Raw genomic sequence first — 18,270 nt, 5'->3', positions numbered from 1 at the left:
TCTTTACTATATAACTTGAGATGGATATTATTATATATAAAAGAATTATGGGGAGTGTTTACAGTGAATCCGTTATTATTCGATTTTCCTTCTGAATTTTATACTGACAGGCTTTTTATTCGAATGCCGAAACCAGGAGATGGTAAAGTTGTATATGATGCAATTCAGGCTTCAATAGAAGAACTAAAACCTTGGATGGTGTTTGCACAAAAAGAGCAAACAGAGCAAGAAATAGAAGAAAGTATTAGAAAATCACATATTCAATTTTTGCAACGTGAGGATTTAAGATTACTAGTGTTTTCGAAAGAAACAGGTGAATTTATTGCTTCAGCCGGATTACATCGTATTAATTGGGATATACCTCAATTTGAAATCGGATATTGGATTGATACAAGGTTTAGCGGAAAAGGCTATATGGTAGAGGCTGCGAAAGGTATAACGGATTACGCTTTTTCTGAATTGAAAGCAAACCGTGTAGAAATTCGTTGTGATTCTTTAAATAAAAAGAGTAGAGCGATACCTGAGAAATTAGGCTTTAAGTTAGAAGGTACGTTAGAAAGTGCGAGTGTTGCGGTAGATGGAAACGGATTAAGGGATATGTGTGTATTTGCCATGACTAGAAATACATATGAAAAAGAAGAGCTGTAAGAAAACAGCTCTTCTTTTTATGCATTATGGTACAGGATGTCCGTTAGAGCTTTCGAAAATTGCAAACCATTGTTGACGGTCTAAGTTAACTTTTGTAGCAAGAGCGGCAGTTTTTACGCGATCTAATTTACCAGAGCCAACGATTGGCATCATATTAGTTGGATGAGCAAGTAACCAAGCATACATAACCGTATCGATACTAGAAACACCTAGCTCAGTAGCAACTTTTTGCACAGTTTCGCGTACACGTACAGCACGTTCTGATTGACCAGTAAAGATCTCACCACCAGCAAGAGGTGACCAAATCATTGGATTGATTCGTTTTTCTTGGCATAAGTCAATTGTTCCTTTTTCAAAATGCTCAAGCTGCAATGCAGAAACTTCAATTTGGTTCGTAATAAGCGGGAAATCTAAGTACGAACTTAACATATTAAATTGTGAAGGTAAGAAGTTAGATACACCGAAGTGACGAACTTTTCCTTCTTGTTTTAATTGTGTAAATGCTTTTGCCACTTCATTTGGATCCATAAAAGGATCGGGACGATGAATAAGTAATACGTCAATATAATTTGTATGTAAATTTTTAAGTGATGCTTCTACACTTTGCATAATATGCTCTGCACTAGTATTGTAGTGAGCAACATATCGCTCTGGAAATTTCGGTGATGGGGGAGCGATTCCACACTTTGTAATAATTTGCATGTTTTCTCGTAAGGAAGGCTTTAATTGTAAAGCTTCGCCAAATAACCCTTCACACGTATATCCGCCGTAAATATCAGCGTGATCAAAAGTAGTAATTCCCATATCCATACAATCTTCAATGAAAGAAAGTAATTCTTGTTTTGTCATATTCCATTCTGCTAAACGCCAAAATCCTTGAATAATACGAGAAAATTCTAGCGTTTCAGCCATTTGAACTCGCTCCATTATAAGTACCCCCTTGATGAATAATAATGTTTTGAAAAGGCTTTCTTACTACATATTATTATATAGTTAATTAGGTGTACAAACAATAAATATGTTTTGCTATAAAAACGATTTTTTCTATCATGCCTTTCGAGAGGACTCCCACCTCTAAACGTAAATGAAGGTGGTGAGGTGAATCGAAAGAAATATTTTATTTTCAAGCAAAAAACAGAAACGTATGTTCCGTTTTTGTTATAATATCCTTAACAGGAGGTGAATAAAATGACAAAGGAAAATCCATCAAACTATAAAACTCTTCAAATCTGGATTAAAAAAGGGCATCGTATGTATTCTTATTTTCAAGAATGTTGTCATAACGCTAAGAACATGTACAACACCACAAACTTTTATATACGCCAGGTGTACACTGGATTAACGCAAGAAAAAGAGTTGCAGCCTTTGCAAAAAGAAGTTCTGGAGCATATTCATAAAAATATTGGTAAGATGAATGACACACAACGTCTTGCCTATCAGAAGAAATTGGAAAAAGAGAAAGTAAAGCCTAAAGAAGAACAGAAAGAGATTACATGTAATTTGTTTTCAGAACCTAATTTTGAAAAACCTTATGTAGATTACAACTTTCTAGATGCACTATTTAAGGCTATGATTCAAAATGATTATCGAGCTTTGCCTACGCAATGTAGCCAGTCAATCATGAAAGGTTTGTTCCAAAATTGGAAATCTTTTTTTGCTAGTTTAAAAGACTATAAAAAGAATCCAAACAAATATGCTGGACCGCCTAGAATTCCAAAGTATATTCGTTCTTCTGAAAAAGAGATTCTGTATACAAACCAAGATTGCATCATTAAAAACGATAGATTTTTAAAGTTTCCAAAGACGAAATTGCAATTAAATATTGGGAAACTAGGTTTCACTGAGGGTAAACTGAAACAAGTTCGTGTGATTCCAAAATACAATGAATATGTAGTGGAATTGGTAATTGATGTTCCTTCTGAACAACAAATGATTGAAGAGAATGCTCGTTATATGAGTATTGATTTAGGGATTGATAACCTTGCAACCATCGTAACAAACACAGGTATGAAACCTGTCCTTGTTAAGGGCAAACATGTCAAAAGCATAAATCAATATTACAACAAAATGAAGAGTCATTTTACAAGCGTTCTTAGAAATGGAAAACAAACGAATGAAGGGCCTTTTACTTCTAAAAGGATAGAAAAACTTCATCAAAAACGTTACTTGAAAATAAAAGACGTTTTCCATAAAGTTAGTCACCATATCGTAAAACTAGCTCAAGAAGAAGTTTGTAAAATTGTTATTGGTCAAAACAAAAGTTGGAAACAAGAAACGAATATGGGAAAAAGAAATAACCAAACGTTTTGTCATATCCCACATAGTTTATTGATTCAAATGATTACATACAAAGCAAATGCTGTAGGCATTCAAGTTGTTGTAACTGAAGAATCATATACATCGAAAGCAAGTTTTCTGGATAACGACTTCATTCCAACGTATGGAGAAAATGACCAAAATACAACTTTTTCAGGAAAACGAATAGAGCGCGGCATATATCGTTCAGCAAATAAAACTTTAATTCATGCAGATGTAAATGCTGCGGCTAACATTTTACGAAAGGTAATCCCAAATGCATGGACAAATGGGATAGAGGGGTTAGGCGTGAAACAGCTCGCTAATGTGTTAACTCCCCTGACGTTAATCGTCCGTTAGGTCGAAACGTTAGAAACCCCCACTTCAAGATTTGCTAAGTGGGGGAGTGTTCATATGCTATAATGTAGAAACATATAGCTAGAAGGAGATGTACGAAATGATTCCAGTAACAATATTAACTGGTTTTCTTGGATCTGGGAAAACGACATTATTAAATCGTATTTTATCAGAAAATCACGGTAAGAAATTAGCGGTGATTGTAAATGAAATAGGGCAAATTGGCATTGATAATCAGTTGATTATGAATGTGGAAGAAGAAATTATGGAAATGACAAATGGCTGTTTATGCTGTACTGTACGTGAAGATTTACTCGTTGCTTTAAAACAGTTACTGGACGTAAAAGCGGAAGGGAAAATGGATTTTGATGGTTTAGTAATTGAAACGACTGGCCTTGCAAATCCAGGGCCGATTATTCAAACATTCTTTTTAGATCCAGTCATTCAATCTGCATACCAAATTAATGGTGTTGTAACGGTGGTAGATAGTTATCATATACATAAACATTTTGAAAAAGGATTAGAAGCAAAAGAGCAAATTGCGTTTGCTGATGTCGTTTTAGTAAATAAATTAGACTTAATTGAAGAGAGTGAGAAAGAAAATCTTTTGCATGAACTTCAAGGAATTAACCCGACTGCAAAGTTAATCGAGGCGACTAACTGTGAGGTAGATATACCATCTTTATTACAAATTCAAACGTTTAAAACGAAAGATACGTTGCAAATTTACCCTCATAAAGAACATAACCACTTAGAAGGTGTGAAATCATTTGTATTACGTGAAGAACGTCCGCTGGATTTACAAAAGCTTAATGAGTGGATGTCAGCTGTCGTTCAAGAGCTAGGGGAATATTTATATCGTTACAAAGGAATTTTATCGATAGACGGAGTAGATAAACGTATCGTTTTCCAAGGTGTACATACGTTATTTGCCGCTTCGTACGATAGAGAGTGGCAAGAGGGTGAAGAGCGAGTAAGTGAAGTAGTTTTTATCGGAAGAGATATTAATAAAGAGTGGTTCCAAGAACATTTCGAGGAGTGTGTGAAATAAGTCTGCGTAAATTGCAGGCTTATTTTTTATGAGCATTCTATTAGATTACAAAACAGAATTAAATAAGGGAAAGAAACTAAAAATTGATACATGTATAATAAAAAGCCTGTTTTCACAGGCTTGTATTTTCGTCTATTAGTAACTCCATTACAACACCCACAACTGGACCTTCATCATCAATATTACCATTTAAGCGGAAACCAAAGGATTCATACAGTCCCATTGCAAGTTTGTTGGCTGGATGTAAACTTAAGTAAATTATTTTGCATTCAAATTTTTCTTGTAAGAATTGAATGAGTAAGCGAAGGAAACGTTTTGCGTATCCTTTTCCTTGATATTGTTGGTCAATCATAAAGCGATCGAGCCATACACTTTTATGTTTTACTGAATACCATCCATACATTGCATAACCTACAAGTGTTTCTCCATCATATAAACCTACTGACGTTCCGTTTCCTTCATATAATGATTCTGCTAAAGAAAACGCGTTACTTTCAATAAATTGTTGCTGATCTTTTGCGACGTCTAAAGCAACTACTGAACGCCAATTTTTTGCTGTTACTTCACAAATGTGAAGATTCATAATTCCAACTCACCTTCTAAATTAATATAGCTTTAAAGCTAATATGGATAATTTTACTTGTTATTTTGGTCAAGTCAAGGATAAATACATAAAAAGGCAGCTGAATACTAGATTCAGCTGCCTAGAAAATATAATGTATTAGTTTGTTGCTTCTTTCAATGTGTTTACGTTTTCTTCCATTAAAGTGAAGTAATCTTTATTATTTTTTGCATCATCTTCAGAAACAGTAGCTAAGTGATTTAAGCGTAAAACTTTTGTACCAGTTTCTTTTTGAATAACAGATGCTACTTTTGGAGTAGAGAAAGTTTCGAATAAAATATATTTTAGATTATGTTCTTTTACTGTTTTTGTAATGTCAGCAAGCTGTTTTTGAGATGGCTCATCAGAAGCTGAAATTCCAGCGATAGGAATTTGTTTTAGGCCGTATCGTTGTTCCCAGTAACCATAGGCAGCATGAGAAACTAAAATTTCTTTCGTTTTTGCGTTCGCTACAGCTGCCTTAAATTGATCGTCTAAATCAGTAAATTTAGTTTGAAGTGCTGCAAAGTTTTTTTCGAATTCTTTTTTATGTTCAGGTTGTAATTCTACAAGTGCATTTTTAATTTTTTCTGCCTGTTTCATTGCTAGAGTAGGATCTAACCAAACATGTGGATCTTTATCGTGATGATGTTCATCTTCTTTATGGCCATCTCCATGATCATGATGCTCTTCTTCAGTAGAAGCACGAAGCTCAATACCTTTAGATGCATTTACAATTTTAACATTTTCTTTTTGTAATGTTTTTTCCATTTTTTCAGCAAATGGTTCTAATTCAGCGCCGTTATAAACGAATAAATTGGCTTTTGCAACTTGTACTGTTTGTTTTTGACTTGGTTCAAATGTATGTGAATCTGCACCAGGTGGGTAAATTGCTTCAACATTTACATAGTCGCCACCGATTTTCTTTGCGAAATCAGCAAGTGGGAAAATCGTTGTATAAACTGTTAGCTTTCCATCTTTCTTGGCATTACTTTCTTTTTTATTTGAGCAGCCAGCGAAAATTAAGGTAAAAATAAGTAAGAATGAAAATATAGTCAATCTTTTAGGCATGAAGTTCTCCTCTTTTCTTTTTTACGGATATATTTTCCCCAATTATAGAAGAAAAATATCATTTTAATACAAAACGGAATAATTACGTTTTAGTTTGCGAACTTAGTATAATACATCTTTAATAAAGTTGCAATAAATAATAATCATTCCGATTTGTTTTTGTTATAAAGTTGTCAAATATAGGTGTATTATTTTTGCAAATGCATGCATATGTGACAACGCTGTTTTCATATATTGAAAAGGAGGTAAAGAGGGGGATGAGCGCTTGGGTTACTTAATGGAAGCTATTTTATTAATATTAGCGGTAGTATTGCCATTATCTTTCGTATTAATTTTTTTAAGAAGATTAATAAGTAATTTAGGGGACGCTACAACAATAACGAAATTACAAGAGAGAGATGAGAAAAAAGAGTGAGTAAAGCACTATGCGTACGCATAGTGTTTTACTTGTGGTAAAATAAGAGCAGGAAACTCCTAAAGGTTGTATTTTACTGAAGGAGAGAAAAGTAAAATAAGAGGTATATGCATATATGAATAAGCGAACAGCGTTAATACTTGGTGCAAGTGGTTTAGTTGGACAAGAGATAACGCGTCTATTACTTGAATCAGATTACTACGATTCGGTTACTATTTTTGTAAGAGAGCCAATGCAATTGCAACATGAGAAGTTACAGCAGAAACAAGTTGATTTTTCGGTATTAGAGGAATATAAAGAGTTCTTTGCTGTGGATGATGTTTTTAGTTGCTTAGGAACAACAATAAAAAAAGCAAAAACAAAAGCAAATTTTAAAAAAGTAGATTATGAATATACGTTACGAGCTGCTTGTTTAGCTGAAAAACAAGGGGTGCAAAATTTCCTTGTTGTGTCTTCTATGGGAGCGAATCCTAAATCATTTTTCTTTTATTCACAAGTGAAAGGAAAAATGGAAGAAGAATTGCAAAAGTTAGTGATCGGTGGTATTCACATTTTTAGACCATCATTATTAGTAGGAAACCGACAAGAATTTCGTTTCGGCGAACGAATGGCTGAAAAGTTATCTCGTATTATTCCTTTTATTTTTAAAGGGGCTTTCAAAAAGTATAAACCAATTTCAGCTAAAGATGTGGCGAAAGGTATGTATATAACCGCGCTGCGAGAAGAATCGGGTATCCATACTTATAATTCAAATGAAATTACAACGATAGAATAAATAAAACCGAGAAGAATGACTTCTCGGTTTTATTTATTCGTATGAATTTTTCCTGGTGCTCGCTTATATTGGTGAGGTTCTTGCAATTCAAAGCCAAGTTCATTGGCCGCTATTCTTGGGAAGTACGGATTGCGAAGTAATTCACGTCCGATGAAAATTAAATCTGCTTCGTTCTTATTTAAAATTTGTTCTGCTTGTGACCCAGTCGTAATCAATCCAACTGCACCAGTTGCAATCTTAGTATGCTCTTTAATATGTTTGGCGTATTGTACTTGGTAACCAGGATACACATCAATATGTGCTGGTACAACTGCACCAGAACTACAATCGATTAAATCTATTCCCTGTTCTTTCATCCACTTTGTATACTGAACATAATCTTGAACTGTTAGCCCGTCAGGATGATAATCATTTGCTGAAATACGAACGAATATTGGTCCGTCCCAAACTTCATTTACAGAGTCGATAATTTCGCGTAAGAAACGATAGCGGTTTTCAGGTGAGCCGCCGTATTCATCCGTTCGTTTATTAGTAAGTGGTGATAGGAATTCATTGATAAGGTAACCGTGAGCGCCATGTAATTCGATAACATCAAATCCGGCTTGTTTTGAACGTAACGCGGCCCTCTGAAAAGCTAATATAGTCTCTTTGATTTGCTGTATATTCATTTCTACTGGTATTTTCATCTTATCATTAAAAGGAATTGCAGAAGGAGCGAAAGCATTCGTATCTAATTCAGCTTTTCTTCCGGCGTGAGCGAGTTGAATGGCAGCTTTTGCGCCGTTATCATGTATAAAAGTAGTCGTTTTATGTAAGCCTTCAGTTAGGTTGTCATCCCAAATGCCCAAGTCTTTGTTAGAAATTCGACCTTCAGGTAACACGGCTGTTGCTTCAATCATAACTAAACCAACTTGACCGGCAGCTCTTGTTCCATAATGAATGAGATGGAAATTTGTTACTTGGCCATCCTCGTTTTCCGACGAATACATACACATAGGCGACATAACGATACGATTTTTTAGTGTAACGTTCTTAATTGTATAAGGTGAAAAAAGCTTGGAATTCATCAAATAGCCTCCTTGATTGAATTTTCTTATATTTTACCATTCTCTTTTTTGTTTCTCTAATAAAACGCTTATACGAAAAATTTTGTATATTCGTGTTACAATGACTAATATGAACTGAATTGGAGGATGGCATATGTACCAGGCTTATTATGAAAGCGAAGTAGGTTTGCTTGAAATTAAAGCGAATCAAGAAGGAATTACGTCTGTTATATTTGTTGATGAACGACAAGAAGAAAATAAAAATGAAATGATAGAACAATGTATAAATGAGTTAGATGAATATTTTAAAGGGAAAAGAAAAGAGTTTACGGTCCCGCTGTCTGCAGAGGGAACAGCATTTCAAAAAAATGTATGGGATGCACTTTATACTATTCCATACGGCGTAAGTGCTTCATATTTAGATATTGCAGAGAAAGTTGGAAATATAAAAGCTGTACGGGCAATAGGAGGGGCGAATAGTCGGAATCCAATTTCAATAATTGTTCCATGTCACCGTGTAATAGGAAAGAGTGGAAAGCTTGTTGGATATGCTGGTGGTTTATGGAGGAAAGAGTGGTTATTAAAACACGAAGGTATTTTGAAATGACGTATGGATGGGAAGAGGGATTGTTTTGAAATGTATAAATTGTGGGCAACCTTGCGAGGAGGAACAGTTAAATTGTGCAAGTTGTCAGCGAAACTTGGATAATGAACAAGATGAAGGTAGCTCGTTAATAGATAAAGAACTGGAAGTATATGTAGGGAGACAATATCCGTATTATCAAAGGAAATGGGAGCTTGAGAATAAGCGGATTGCTAGGTGGAGCTGGAATGGTTGGGCTGCTATTTTCAATATAGGCTGGCTAGGATATCGTAAATATTATATACCAGCTGCTTTATTTATGCTGTTATTAGTAGCTTGTGATGCATTTTCGTACTATATGGGATTTAATGTAGCGTTGCCAATCATTAATATGGTGCCTCTGACGTTTTTATTACTCATTTTTATTCTGTTTGGAATGGGGATTTTTGCAAATGGATTATACTATCAATTTGCGGAAAGACGTATATACCGAATAAAAGCAAGAGAAATAAAAGATAAATCAGTTGAAAACTATCTAATCAATGATAGCGGCGGAACGAGCAAAATGGGAGCGACAATTGTTACTATTTTAGCAGTTGCTAGCATATTTTTTAGTCATTTCTTTTTTCCGACTGATCGAGACGTTATTCAAAAGGTTCGTACAAGCTCGCTTTATGAATATCCTTTCTTTTCAATAGGTGAATCTTTCGAAAATTATTTTCAAAATTCAGGTTGGATATATTATCGTGGAACGGAAGGGTTAGAATTAGTAGAATTCCAAGGATATAACACCGGAACGCCAAGACAAAAGGTGAAGATTCAATTTGTTGTCGATTATAAATTAGGTGAAGTGGAACCATACTCACTTATGGTTAATGGTGAATCTAAAACTGAAGAAGAGTTTTTGAAGCTGATGGAAGAAATATTTAAAGTTCAAAATCCATTTGATATAGAGGATGGATTACAAGTAAATGCTATTTAAAAAAGCGGTTGGAAAGAAATTTCTAACTGCTTTTTTCTATGTTTGTAAAAATAAATATTTAAAATAATCAGAATCTTTTGTATAATAAAATATATTAAATAGGATTTAACTTATACATATAGATTGGGGGAAGGAAGAATGAAGAGAAAGACAACAACAATTGCTGCACTTGCATTAACGACGAGTGTATTGGTTGCGGGATGTGGGAATGGTGAGAAGGCTTCGACAACGAAGAAAGAATCGAATAAGGGAATGGCAGATAAACAAGTTTTAAATTTACTAGAAACAGCTGAAATTCCTTCAATGGATACATCTAAATCAACGGATTCTGTATCTTTCCGTGTATTTGTAAATGCAATGGAAGGTTTATATCGTCTAGATAAAGATAATAAACCAACACCAGGCATGGCAAAAGATGTGAAGATTAGTGAAGATAAAAAGACATATACATTTGAATTACGTGATGCGAAATGGTCAAATGGTGATCCAGTTCGAGCACAAGATTTTGTATATGCATGGCAACGTACATTAGATAAAGCATTAGCGGCAGAATATGCATTCATTTTATTTGATGTGAAAAATGCACAGAAAGTAAATAAAGGTGAATTACCAGCAGATCAATTGGGTGTTAAAGCGAAGGATGATAAAACGTTGGTAGTAGAATTAGAGCAACCAGCACCTTATTTTCTTGAGCTTACGTCGTTCCCTACATTTTTCCCATTAAATGAAAAATATGTGAAAGAGCAAGGAGATAAATACGGATTAGAAGCAGATAAATTATTATATAATGGACCATTTACAATGAGTCAATGGAAACATGAACAAAATTATCAGTTGAAGAAAAATCCTAATTATTGGGATAAAGATACTGTAAAATTAGACGAAATTAATGTAAGTATTGTGAAGGAAACAAGCACGGGAGTAAATTTATATGATAGTGATCAAGCAGATCGAGTTATTTTAACTTCTGAATTTGTTGATAAATATAAAAAGAATAAGCCAGATGAATTTAAAACGAAGTTAGATCCACGCATATATTTCTTGCGTTTTAACCAAAAAAATGCAACATTTAAAAACCAAAAAGTACGTGAAGCGATTGATTTAGCATACGATAAAAAAGGAATTGCTGATGTCATTTTAAATGACGGTTCATTGCCAGCATATTTTTTAGTACCTGAAAAATTCACGACAGGTCCGGATGGAAAAGATTTCCGCTCTGTAAATAAAAACTTCCGTGATAGTAAAGATAATGCAGAGAAAGCAAAAAAATTATGGGAAGAAGCGAAGAAAGAGCTTGGTCAAGATACAATTACAGTTGAATTACTAAACGATGATAACGGTAGCCGGAAAAAAGTGGGTGACTTTATTAAGGAAGAACTAGAGAAAAACTTGCCTGGTATTAAAGTGAATTTGAAACAGCAACCATACAAGCAAAAGCTAGATTTAGAAAAGAAATTCCAATATGAATTCTCATTATCTGCATGGAGCCCTGATTATCCGGATCCAATGACTTATATTGATATGTTTGTTACTGGAAGCTCATTTAATGAAATGGATTATTCTAATCCGAAGTATGATGATTTAGTAGCGAAATCAAAAGGAGAGCTATTAAAAGATGATAAAGCACGCTGGAATGCACTTGCGGAAGCTGAAAAAATCTTAATTGGTCAAGACGCAGCAATTTCTCCTACGTACCAACAAAGTACAGCTTATTTAGAGAAGCCATTTGTAAAAGGTATTGCTAATCATACGTTTGGTGGGGACTTCAGTTATAAATGGGCATATATTACAAAAAAATAGTATAATAAAAGATGAGTGAATTTTCGCTCATCTTTTGTTTGTATAAGGAGGAATTATAGTTGTTAAGGGGAATCAATCATATTTGTTTTTCGGTATCTAATTTAGAAAACTCTATTATGTTTTATGAAAAAGTATTAGAAGGAGAATTATTAGTTAAAGGAAGAAAATTGGCTTATTTTAATATATGTGGAGTATGGATAGCGCTTAATGAAGAGACGCATATTCCGAGAAATGAGATTCATCAATCCTATACGCACATTGCATTTTCTGTTGAACGAGAAGACTTTAAAGGTTTAATACAGCGATTAGAAGAAAATGATGTTCATATTTTACAAGGAAGAGAACGTGATATCAGAGATTGTGAATCTATATACTTTGTTGATCCTGACGGTCATAAATTTGAGTTTCACTCAGGGACACTGCAAGACCGTTTAAATTATTATAGGGATGAGAAACCTCATATGACATTTTATTAGGGAGGGATAGCATTTGCATGCACTTGTAATTGGTGGAACAGGAAAGCTAAAGAAAGTTTCTATGTGGCTTTGTGAGAAAGGATTTTATGTTTCTATTATCGGGCGAGATGAAGTGAATTTAGAAAATGTTAAGAGAATGAGTTCTGCACCAGAAAATATTACATGCCTTTCGTTAGATTATCATAAGGATGAAGATGTAAAGCTAGCTATTAAAAGTACAATTAAGAAAAATGGCCCTATCACATTAGTTGTTGCATGGGTACACACAAGTGCAAAGCATGCACTATCAAATATTTGTAAAGAACTAGATTTGTCGTCTAAAACATATAGTTTATTTCATATTTTAGGTAGTAAAGCATCACGTATGCCTGCACAAAAAATAGGAAGTACGCGATGTATTTATTATAGAATTATTTTAGGTTTTATTTTAGAAGATACATATGGAAGATGGCTTACGCATGAAGAGATAGCTGATGGAGTTGTAAAAGGGATTGAAAGTAAACGAGCGGAGTGGATTGTAGGGAGAGTTGAACCGTGGGAATTACGACCAACATGGTGAGGGGGAGTAAGAAATGAAAACAACTATATATGTAACAAGGCATGGTGAAACAGAGTGGAATGTAGCGAAGCGAATGCAGGGACGAAAAAATTCTGCTTTAACTGAAAATGGTATAGTTCAGGCGAAACAATTAGGGAATCGAATGAAAGATTTACCAATCCATGCGATCTATAGTAGTCCGAGCGAAAGAACACTTCATACGGCAGAGTTAATAAAAGGGGAACGTGATATACCCATTATAGCGGATGAGCATTTCTATGAAATCAACATGGGTATATGGGAAGGACAAACAATCGCGGATATAGAAAAGCAATTTCCAGAAGAAGTACATCTATTTTGGAATGAGCCACATCTTTTTCAGTCAACATCAGGCGAAAATTTCGAGGCCGTTTATGAAAGAGTAATTGAAGGGATGCAGCTTCTTTTAGAGAGGCATAAAGGACAAAACATATTGATTGTTTCTCATGCGGCAGCAGCAAAATTACTTGTAGGGCATTTCGCGGGAATTGAAATAGAAAATGTGTGGGATGATCCATTTATGCATAGTGCCAGTTTGAGCATAATAGAATTTGAAGAGGGTATTGGTAAAGTGAAACAATTTGCAGATATAAGTCACTTTCAATAAATGTAAAAAAGGCCGCAAAACGGCCTTTTTTGGGTGGTATAAAAACTAGCAGTTACGTTTTTTATACCAGAAGTGATCGAATTTCTTATTTTTGCAAGATGGGAATTTATGTCCGCCTTTGCAATCATTCCATTTGTGTCCGCTATCGTGACAGTCTTTACCATGATCACATGAATCATCGCAAGAGTGACCGTGTCTGTTAGGGAAGAATTCGCATTTTTTACAGAAACTTCGTTTTGTCCAGAAAAATTTCTTTTCAAAGCGTATGCATTTTGTAACGAAAGTGCAATGTTTTCTGCGAGTACGTTTTGTAACTAAAACGCATTCTTTTCTACGCGTTACTTTCGTAACGAACGTCCATTTTTGAACACGTACACGAGTACATTTCGTAACGAATGTCCATTTTTTTACATGTGTACATTTTGTAACGAACGTACAATGTTTCACGCGAGTACATCTTGTTCTTGGACATTTACCCCCAGTTGTACATTTACATCCAGTTGTACAATGATGATGAGTGAATTTATCATCATCGCATTCAAAAGTACTTGGATCTTGGTGTAAGAAATCCTCCATCCCAGCACTTTTGATTTCTTCGACAGCTTTTCTAATATCACGTTTCATAGAAATCCTCCTTATCATGTATTAAAGTGAAAAGGTATTCTTTTTCCTTAACATGATATGTATGTAGGCATCTTTCTGAACAGGACAAGAGTGTAATTTTATATAAATAGATGATTGCGGATGTATGGACAAGACAAGGCGCATACATTGAATGAAGAGAACTGAGAAGGGATGAGAAAACATGTTGCCTTCATATGATTTTTTTGTTCATCCAATGTACTTAGTGGAATTGAAAAAGGACATTTGGTCAGATAGTCCAGTGCCAGCAAAATTAACTTATGGAAAAAAGAAGTATGACATTGATATCGTATACCGTGGGGCTCATATTCGCGAATTTGAGAAAAAGTCTTATCATGTTATGTTTTATAAGCCTAAAAAATTTCAAGGTGCGAAAGAGTTTCATTTAAATTCGGAGTTTATGGATCCGTCTCTCATACGAAATAAATTATCTTTAGATTTTTTTCATGATATTGGTGTACTTTCGCCAAAATCACAACATGTATTTATAAAAATTAATGGTCAAATTCAAGGTGTGTATTTACAGTTAGAATCGGTTGATGAAAATTTTTTGAAAAATAGAGGATTACCGAGTGGTTCTATTTATTATGCGATAGATGATGATGCGAATTTTTCATTAATGAGTGAACGAGATAAAGATGTTAAGACAGAGCTCTTTGCGGGTTATGAATTTAAATATTCGAATAAAAATAGTGAAGAACAACTGAGTGAATTTGTATTTCAAGCGAATACTTTGACGAGGGAAGCCTATGAAAAAGAGATTGGGAAGTTTCTACATGTCGATAAATATTTAAGATGGTTAGCAGGAGTTATTTTTACACAAAACTTTGATGGTTTCGTTCATAACTACGCACTATATCATAACGATGAAACAAATTTATTTGAAGTTATACCGTGGGATTATGATGCGACTTGGGGGCGAGATGTACAAGGAAGACCACTTAATCATGAATATATTCGCATTCAAGGGTATAATACGTTAAGTGCAAGATTGCTAGACATACCTGTATTTAGAAAGCAGTATCGAAGTATTTTAGAAGAAATATTAGAAGATCAATTTACAGTTTCGTTTATGAGGCCGAAAGTAGAAGGGTTGTGTGAATTGATTCGTCCATATTTACTACAAGATCCATACATGAAAGAAAAATTAGAAACATTTGATCAAGAGGCTGATATGATTTATGAATATATAAATAAGAGAAGAAAGTATATACAAGACCACTTACATGAATTGGATTAATTTTGAAAGAGATTGAAACGTTATCAATCTCTTTTTTTTGTATAATAAAGATGTATCAATAAAAATGAAGTAATATATTTGATAGAGAATGGGGATGCGGATATATGACGATTAAATGGATTGATTGGGTAAAACAAATACAATCTATAGCTCAAGCGGGTTTAACGTATTCTAAGGATGTATATGATATTGAGCGTTTCCAGCAATTACGAGATATTTCTATTTCAATGATGTCACATTACACGAAAACAGATTGGGAAGTCGTAGAGAAATTATTTGCAAGTGAGACAGGCTATCAAACACCTAAAGTTGATATAAGAGCGGTTGTTTTTCAAAATGAAAAGTTATTATTTGTGAAAGAAAAAAGCGATGGGAAATGGGCATTGCCAGGTGGATGGGCTGATGTCGGTTATACGCCAACCGAAGTTGCAGCAAAAGAAGTTTTCGAAGAGACTGGTTATGAGGTAGATCATTTTAAGTTACTAGCTATATTTGATAAAGAAAAACATCAACCATCTCCATCGGCGACGCATGTATATAAGATTTTCATTGGATGCGAGATTATTGGTGGAGAAAAGAAAACTAGTATTGAAACAGAAGAGGTGGAGTTTTTTGGTGAAAATGAATTGCCTAATTTATCAATTGCTAGAAATACAGAAGACCAAATTAAAGAGATGTTTGCCTACATGAAAGACCCACAGAAAGAGAAATTAATAGATTAATCCTGCTTGAATTGTACATATTGTTAAAATGAAGATATTGGCAGATTGCAGCCTTTATGTAATAATGGGATGGTATGTGAAGAAAAAAGGAGATAAAAAAGAACATGTTAGCAAACATAATAGATCAGTTATTGCAATTTTTTGCAAGCTTAGGTTACTTTGGAGTAGCTCTTGCTTTAATGATTGAAGTAATCCCAAGTGAAATTGTACTTTCGTATGCTGGCTTTTTAGTAGCGAATGGTAAAATTAGTTTTGTTGGTGCAGTTATCGCCGGAACGATTGGTGGTACTTTAGCACAAATCTTTTTATACTGGCTTGGATACTACGGAGGGCGTCCGGTTGTAGAGAAATACGGGAAATATCTACTTATTAATAAACATCATTTAGACATAGCAGAAGGTTGGTTTAAACGTTATGGAGCAGGCGTAATATTTTCTGCGCGCTTTATACCAGTAGTACGTCATGCGATCTCTATTCCAGCAGGACTAGCTAAGATGCCATTAAAACTATTTACACTTTATACGGTTGTAGCGATCATTCCGTGGTCAATTCTATTTATATACTTAGGTGAAAAACTTGGTGGGAATTGGCGACAAATTAAAGAGTATGCATCTGATTACACACATTACATAATTATAGGAGCTGTTCTTTTTATTGCTCTATACTTTGGTTTAAAGTATTTCAAAAAGAAAAAAGCTGCGCGTTAAAGTCAATGATTTTTCATTGGCTTTTTTATTTGTTTCCGGTTCTAAAAAAAAGGAGTTGTCCATAATGTGTAATAATAAAGCGTAGCGGAGGAATGTGATGAAAGGGTCACCGTTTATACGTGGAACTATATTTTTAACGATGGCAACGATGATATCAAAAATGTTAGGATTTATATATGTTATACCATTTACAGCAATGGTCGGTACGAGTGGGTATGTTTTATACACGTATGCATATCGTCCCTATACCATTATGCTCAGCATTGCGACAATGGGATTACCACTTGCAGTTTCAAAAATGGTATCAAAATATGATCAACTGAATGATTATCATACGGTTAAGAGAGTGTTGAAAAGTGGAATCGTGTTTATGTTTATAATGGGAGTCATTTCGTGTTTTACGTTATATATGCTAGCTCCGCATTTAGCTAAGCTTGTCATCGATGGGAATGATCAAACGGGGAATAGTGTAGGAGCGGTTACTACTAATATTCGAATTGTAAGTTTTGCGTTAATACTTGTGCCAGTAATGAGTTTATTAAGGGGCTTCTTTCAAGGATTCCAATCGATGGGGCCTTCTGCATTAAGTGTCGTTGTAGAGCAATTTTTTCGGGTTTTAACCATTTTAATAGGAAGCTTTGTCGTTTTATATATTTTAAAAGCATCTGTCTCGCTAGCAGTTGGTATTTCAACATTTGGTGCCTTTATGGGAGCGGTTGGTGGATTAACTGTTTTAAGTGCGTATTATATAAGAAGGAGAAGGCACTTAAAGAAAAAAGAGATGGAAAGTATACCACAAACAACGAAATCTTTTTTCTCATTGTATAAGGAGCTCTTTACATATTCTATTCCTTTTGTTGTGGTGGGCTTAGCAATTCCGTTGTATCAGACGATTGATACATTTACAATTAATAAACTACTTATACAAATAGGGTATATGCAAGGAGAAGCGGAAAAAATTAATGCGATAATTGGTCTTGTTCAAATGGTTGTGCTTATCCCGGTATCCGTTGCGACAGCTTTTAGTATGTCTCTCGTACCAGAGATGACGAAAGCTTACACAGCAGGAAATACGAAGCTATTGTACAAACATTTTACGAGAACAAATGTATTAGTAGTAGCAATTACGGTACCGGCGGCAATTGGAATGATGGTGTTAGCCAAACCTGTATATACTCTTTTATTCGGTGCTGGAAATGATCCAGAGATGGGGAGAATCATTTTACAGTATTATGCTCCCGCTTGCATACTATTTTCTCTTTTTACAGTAACGGCTGCTATGCTACAAGGAATCAATCAACAGCAGAAGACGGTGCTAGGACTAGTGATTGGAATTATTGTGAAGATAGTTTTAAATATTGTATTGCTTCCGTATTTCGATTATGTAAGTTTTATCATTTCAACATACGCTGGCTATACGATTTCAGTCGGTTTTAACTTGTGGATGCTTTCTAAATATGTTATAAAGGCAACATAAGCTTTTAAGGCAGAGAGCACTCTGTCTTTTTCTATGTTTATCCCGCTTTAACGGGCAGTGAGACCCTCACCTCAAAATTCAGCGAAAGAAAAGAAGTTTGGTTGGGGGCGGGTAGCCTGTAAAAGCCCGATTTGTGAGGGCTAATAATCAGTGGGGGGATGAAGCCACCCACTGATTAAAGTTTCACTTTATAATATT

General features: G+C 34.6%; 20 protein-coding genes. 15 read left to right on the top strand and 5 right to left on the bottom strand.

The window, feature by feature from the left end; all coding sequences use genetic code 11:
* Positions 1-63: 63 nt before the first annotated feature.
* On the top strand, positions 64-648 hold the full coding sequence (locus tag IBT51_RS00630; RefSeq protein WP_088025267.1) for a GNAT family N-acetyltransferase: 585 nt from the start codon (positions 64-66) through the stop codon (positions 646-648).
* 24 nt (positions 649-672) lie between these two features.
* Here the strand turns inward: IBT51_RS00630 and IBT51_RS00625 are convergent, their stop codons facing one another.
* The gene (locus IBT51_RS00625) at positions 673-1,575 is read right to left on the bottom strand and encodes an aldo/keto reductase (RefSeq protein WP_088025265.1); all 903 of its coding nucleotides are present in this window, start codon (positions 1,573-1,575) and stop codon (positions 673-675) included.
* Positions 1,576-1,836: 261 nt separating this feature from the next.
* Here IBT51_RS00625 and IBT51_RS00620 point away from each other — a divergent pair, with 261 nt between their 5' ends.
* Complete coding sequence (locus IBT51_RS00620; RefSeq protein WP_197241782.1) at positions 1,837-3,303, top strand: RNA-guided endonuclease InsQ/TnpB family protein; 1,467 nt, start codon at positions 1,837-1,839, stop codon at positions 3,301-3,303.
* A gap of 97 nt (positions 3,304-3,400) precedes the next feature.
* Entirely contained in the window at positions 3,401-4,351 is a 951-nt protein-coding gene (locus IBT51_RS00615; protein ID WP_053564697.1) for a CobW family GTP-binding protein, read from the top strand.
* 112 nt (positions 4,352-4,463) lie between these two features.
* Here IBT51_RS00615 and IBT51_RS00610 read toward each other — a convergent pair whose 3' ends face one another.
* Positions 4,464-4,934 (bottom strand): GNAT family N-acetyltransferase, encoded by a 471-nt coding sequence (locus IBT51_RS00610; protein WP_088025238.1) that lies wholly within the window; start codon positions 4,932-4,934, stop codon positions 4,464-4,466.
* A gap of 138 nt (positions 4,935-5,072) precedes the next feature.
* Positions 5,073-6,023: a metal ABC transporter substrate-binding protein gene (locus IBT51_RS00605; protein ID WP_001126154.1), complete on the bottom strand. Its 951-nt coding sequence runs from the start codon at positions 6,021-6,023 to the stop codon at positions 5,073-5,075.
* A gap of 265 nt (positions 6,024-6,288) precedes the next feature.
* Here IBT51_RS00605 and IBT51_RS00600 point away from each other — a divergent pair, with 265 nt between their 5' ends.
* Both IBT51_RS00600 and IBT51_RS00595 read left to right on the top strand, forming a co-directional pair.
* Positions 6,289-6,438 carry a hypothetical protein gene (locus IBT51_RS00600; protein WP_000540932.1) on the top strand — a complete coding sequence of 50 codons (150 nt, stop codon included), beginning with the start codon at positions 6,289-6,291 and terminating at the stop codon, positions 6,436-6,438.
* Between the two features lie 115 nt (positions 6,439-6,553).
* On the top strand, positions 6,554-7,213 hold the full coding sequence (locus IBT51_RS00595) for an oxidoreductase (RefSeq protein WP_001042736.1): 660 nt from the start codon (positions 6,554-6,556) through the stop codon (positions 7,211-7,213).
* 29 nt (positions 7,214-7,242) lie between these two features.
* Here the strand turns inward: IBT51_RS00595 and namA are convergent, their stop codons facing one another.
* A complete protein-coding gene (gene namA / locus IBT51_RS00590; protein WP_088025240.1) occupies positions 7,243-8,280 on the bottom strand; it encodes an NADPH dehydrogenase NamA in 1,038 nt (345 codons plus the stop codon).
* Between the two features lie 133 nt (positions 8,281-8,413).
* Here namA and IBT51_RS00585 point away from each other — a divergent pair, with 133 nt between their 5' ends.
* The 6 genes from IBT51_RS00585 (at position 8,414) to IBT51_RS00560 (ending at position 13,284) form a co-directional block, all read left to right on the top strand.
* Entirely contained in the window at positions 8,414-8,866 is a 453-nt protein-coding gene (locus tag IBT51_RS00585) for a methylated-DNA--[protein]-cysteine S-methyltransferase (protein WP_069355456.1), read from the top strand.
* A 7-nt stretch (positions 8,867-8,873) separates the two neighbouring features.
* Positions 8,874-9,824, top strand: coding sequence for a DUF2628 domain-containing protein (locus IBT51_RS00580; RefSeq protein WP_075720181.1), 951 nt, complete (start codon positions 8,874-8,876; stop codon positions 9,822-9,824).
* 138 nt (positions 9,825-9,962) lie between these two features.
* Positions 9,963-11,624 (top strand): peptide ABC transporter substrate-binding protein, encoded by a 1,662-nt coding sequence (locus tag IBT51_RS00575; RefSeq protein ID WP_000824276.1) that lies wholly within the window; start codon positions 9,963-9,965, stop codon positions 11,622-11,624.
* 59 nt (positions 11,625-11,683) lie between these two features.
* Positions 11,684-12,100, top strand: a complete 417-nt coding sequence (gene fosB / locus IBT51_RS00570; protein ID WP_088025242.1) for a FosBx1 family fosfomycin resistance bacillithiol transferase — start codon at positions 11,684-11,686, stop codon at positions 12,098-12,100.
* Between the two features lie 13 nt (positions 12,101-12,113).
* Positions 12,114-12,659 carry a short-chain dehydrogenase gene (locus IBT51_RS00565; RefSeq protein ID WP_200457910.1) on the top strand — a complete coding sequence of 182 codons (546 nt, stop codon included), beginning with the start codon at positions 12,114-12,116 and terminating at the stop codon, positions 12,657-12,659.
* Between the two features lie 13 nt (positions 12,660-12,672).
* On the top strand, positions 12,673-13,284 hold the full coding sequence (locus tag IBT51_RS00560) for a phosphoserine phosphatase 1 (RefSeq protein WP_053564690.1): 612 nt from the start codon (positions 12,673-12,675) through the stop codon (positions 13,282-13,284).
* A 45-nt stretch (positions 13,285-13,329) separates the two neighbouring features.
* Here IBT51_RS00560 and exsB read toward each other — a convergent pair whose 3' ends face one another.
* The gene (exsB, locus tag IBT51_RS00555; protein ID WP_053564689.1) at positions 13,330-13,908 is read right to left on the bottom strand and encodes an exosporium protein ExsB; all 579 of its coding nucleotides are present in this window, start codon (positions 13,906-13,908) and stop codon (positions 13,330-13,332) included.
* 181 nt (positions 13,909-14,089) lie between these two features.
* Between exsB and cotH the strand changes: the two genes are divergently transcribed.
* From cotH to IBT51_RS00535, 4 genes are all read left to right on the top strand, one after another.
* Positions 14,090-15,166 carry a spore coat protein CotH gene (cotH, locus tag IBT51_RS00550; RefSeq protein ID WP_000937999.1) on the top strand — a complete coding sequence of 359 codons (1,077 nt, stop codon included), beginning with the start codon at positions 14,090-14,092 and terminating at the stop codon, positions 15,164-15,166.
* Positions 15,167-15,270: 104 nt separating this feature from the next.
* Entirely contained in the window at positions 15,271-15,888 is a 618-nt protein-coding gene (locus IBT51_RS00545; RefSeq protein ID WP_000153584.1) for an NUDIX hydrolase N-terminal domain-containing protein, read from the top strand.
* A gap of 104 nt (positions 15,889-15,992) precedes the next feature.
* On the top strand, positions 15,993-16,595 hold the full coding sequence (gene uptA / locus IBT51_RS00540; protein ID WP_000880691.1) for an undecaprenyl phosphate transporter UptA: 603 nt from the start codon (positions 15,993-15,995) through the stop codon (positions 16,593-16,595).
* Between the two features lie 97 nt (positions 16,596-16,692).
* Entirely contained in the window at positions 16,693-18,072 is a 1,380-nt protein-coding gene (locus IBT51_RS00535) for a putative polysaccharide biosynthesis protein (RefSeq protein WP_078401162.1), read from the top strand.
* Positions 18,073-18,270 lie beyond the last annotated feature (198 nt).

This window comes from Bacillus sp. S71, from assembly GCF_016625265.1.
GTDB lineage: Bacteria > Bacillota > Bacilli > Bacillales > Bacillaceae_G > Bacillus_A > Bacillus_A cereus.
The sequence above is the reverse complement of the archived record's forward strand: the minus strand, read 5'-3'. Positions and strand labels throughout refer to the sequence as shown.

Coding starts and splice junctions, on each gene's coding strand:
- IBT51_RS00585 (WP_069355456.1), top strand. CDS start 8,414: ATGTACCAGGCTTATTATGAAAGCGAAGTAGGTTTGCTTGAAATTAAA.
- IBT51_RS00610 (WP_088025238.1), bottom strand. CDS start 4,934: ATGAATCTTCACATTTGTGAAGTAACAGCAAAAAATTGGCGTTCAGTA.
- IBT51_RS00575 (WP_000824276.1), top strand. CDS start 9,963: ATGAAGAGAAAGACAACAACAATTGCTGCACTTGCATTAACGACGAGT.
- namA (WP_088025240.1), bottom strand. CDS start 8,280: ATGAATTCCAAGCTTTTTTCACCTTATACAATTAAGAACGTTACACTA.
- IBT51_RS00580 (WP_075720181.1), top strand. CDS start 8,874: ATGGGAAGAGGGATTGTTTTGAAATGTATAAATTGTGGGCAACCTTGC.
- IBT51_RS00595 (WP_001042736.1), top strand. CDS start 6,554: ATGAATAAGCGAACAGCGTTAATACTTGGTGCAAGTGGTTTAGTTGGA.
- IBT51_RS00615 (WP_053564697.1), top strand. CDS start 3,401: ATGATTCCAGTAACAATATTAACTGGTTTTCTTGGATCTGGGAAAACG.
- cotH (WP_000937999.1), top strand. CDS start 14,090: ATGTTGCCTTCATATGATTTTTTTGTTCATCCAATGTACTTAGTGGAA.
- IBT51_RS00625 (WP_088025265.1), bottom strand. CDS start 1,575: ATGGAGCGAGTTCAAATGGCTGAAACGCTAGAATTTTCTCGTATTATT.
- IBT51_RS00545 (WP_000153584.1), top strand. CDS start 15,271: ATGACGATTAAATGGATTGATTGGGTAAAACAAATACAATCTATAGCT.
- exsB (WP_053564689.1), bottom strand. CDS start 13,908: ATGAAACGTGATATTAGAAAAGCTGTCGAAGAAATCAAAAGTGCTGGG.
- IBT51_RS00560 (WP_053564690.1), top strand. CDS start 12,673: ATGAAAACAACTATATATGTAACAAGGCATGGTGAAACAGAGTGGAAT.
- IBT51_RS00620 (WP_197241782.1), top strand. CDS start 1,837: ATGACAAAGGAAAATCCATCAAACTATAAAACTCTTCAAATCTGGATT.
- IBT51_RS00535 (WP_078401162.1), top strand. CDS start 16,693: ATGAAAGGGTCACCGTTTATACGTGGAACTATATTTTTAACGATGGCA.
- uptA (WP_000880691.1), top strand. CDS start 15,993: ATGTTAGCAAACATAATAGATCAGTTATTGCAATTTTTTGCAAGCTTA.
- IBT51_RS00605 (WP_001126154.1), bottom strand. CDS start 6,023: ATGCCTAAAAGATTGACTATATTTTCATTCTTACTTATTTTTACCTTA.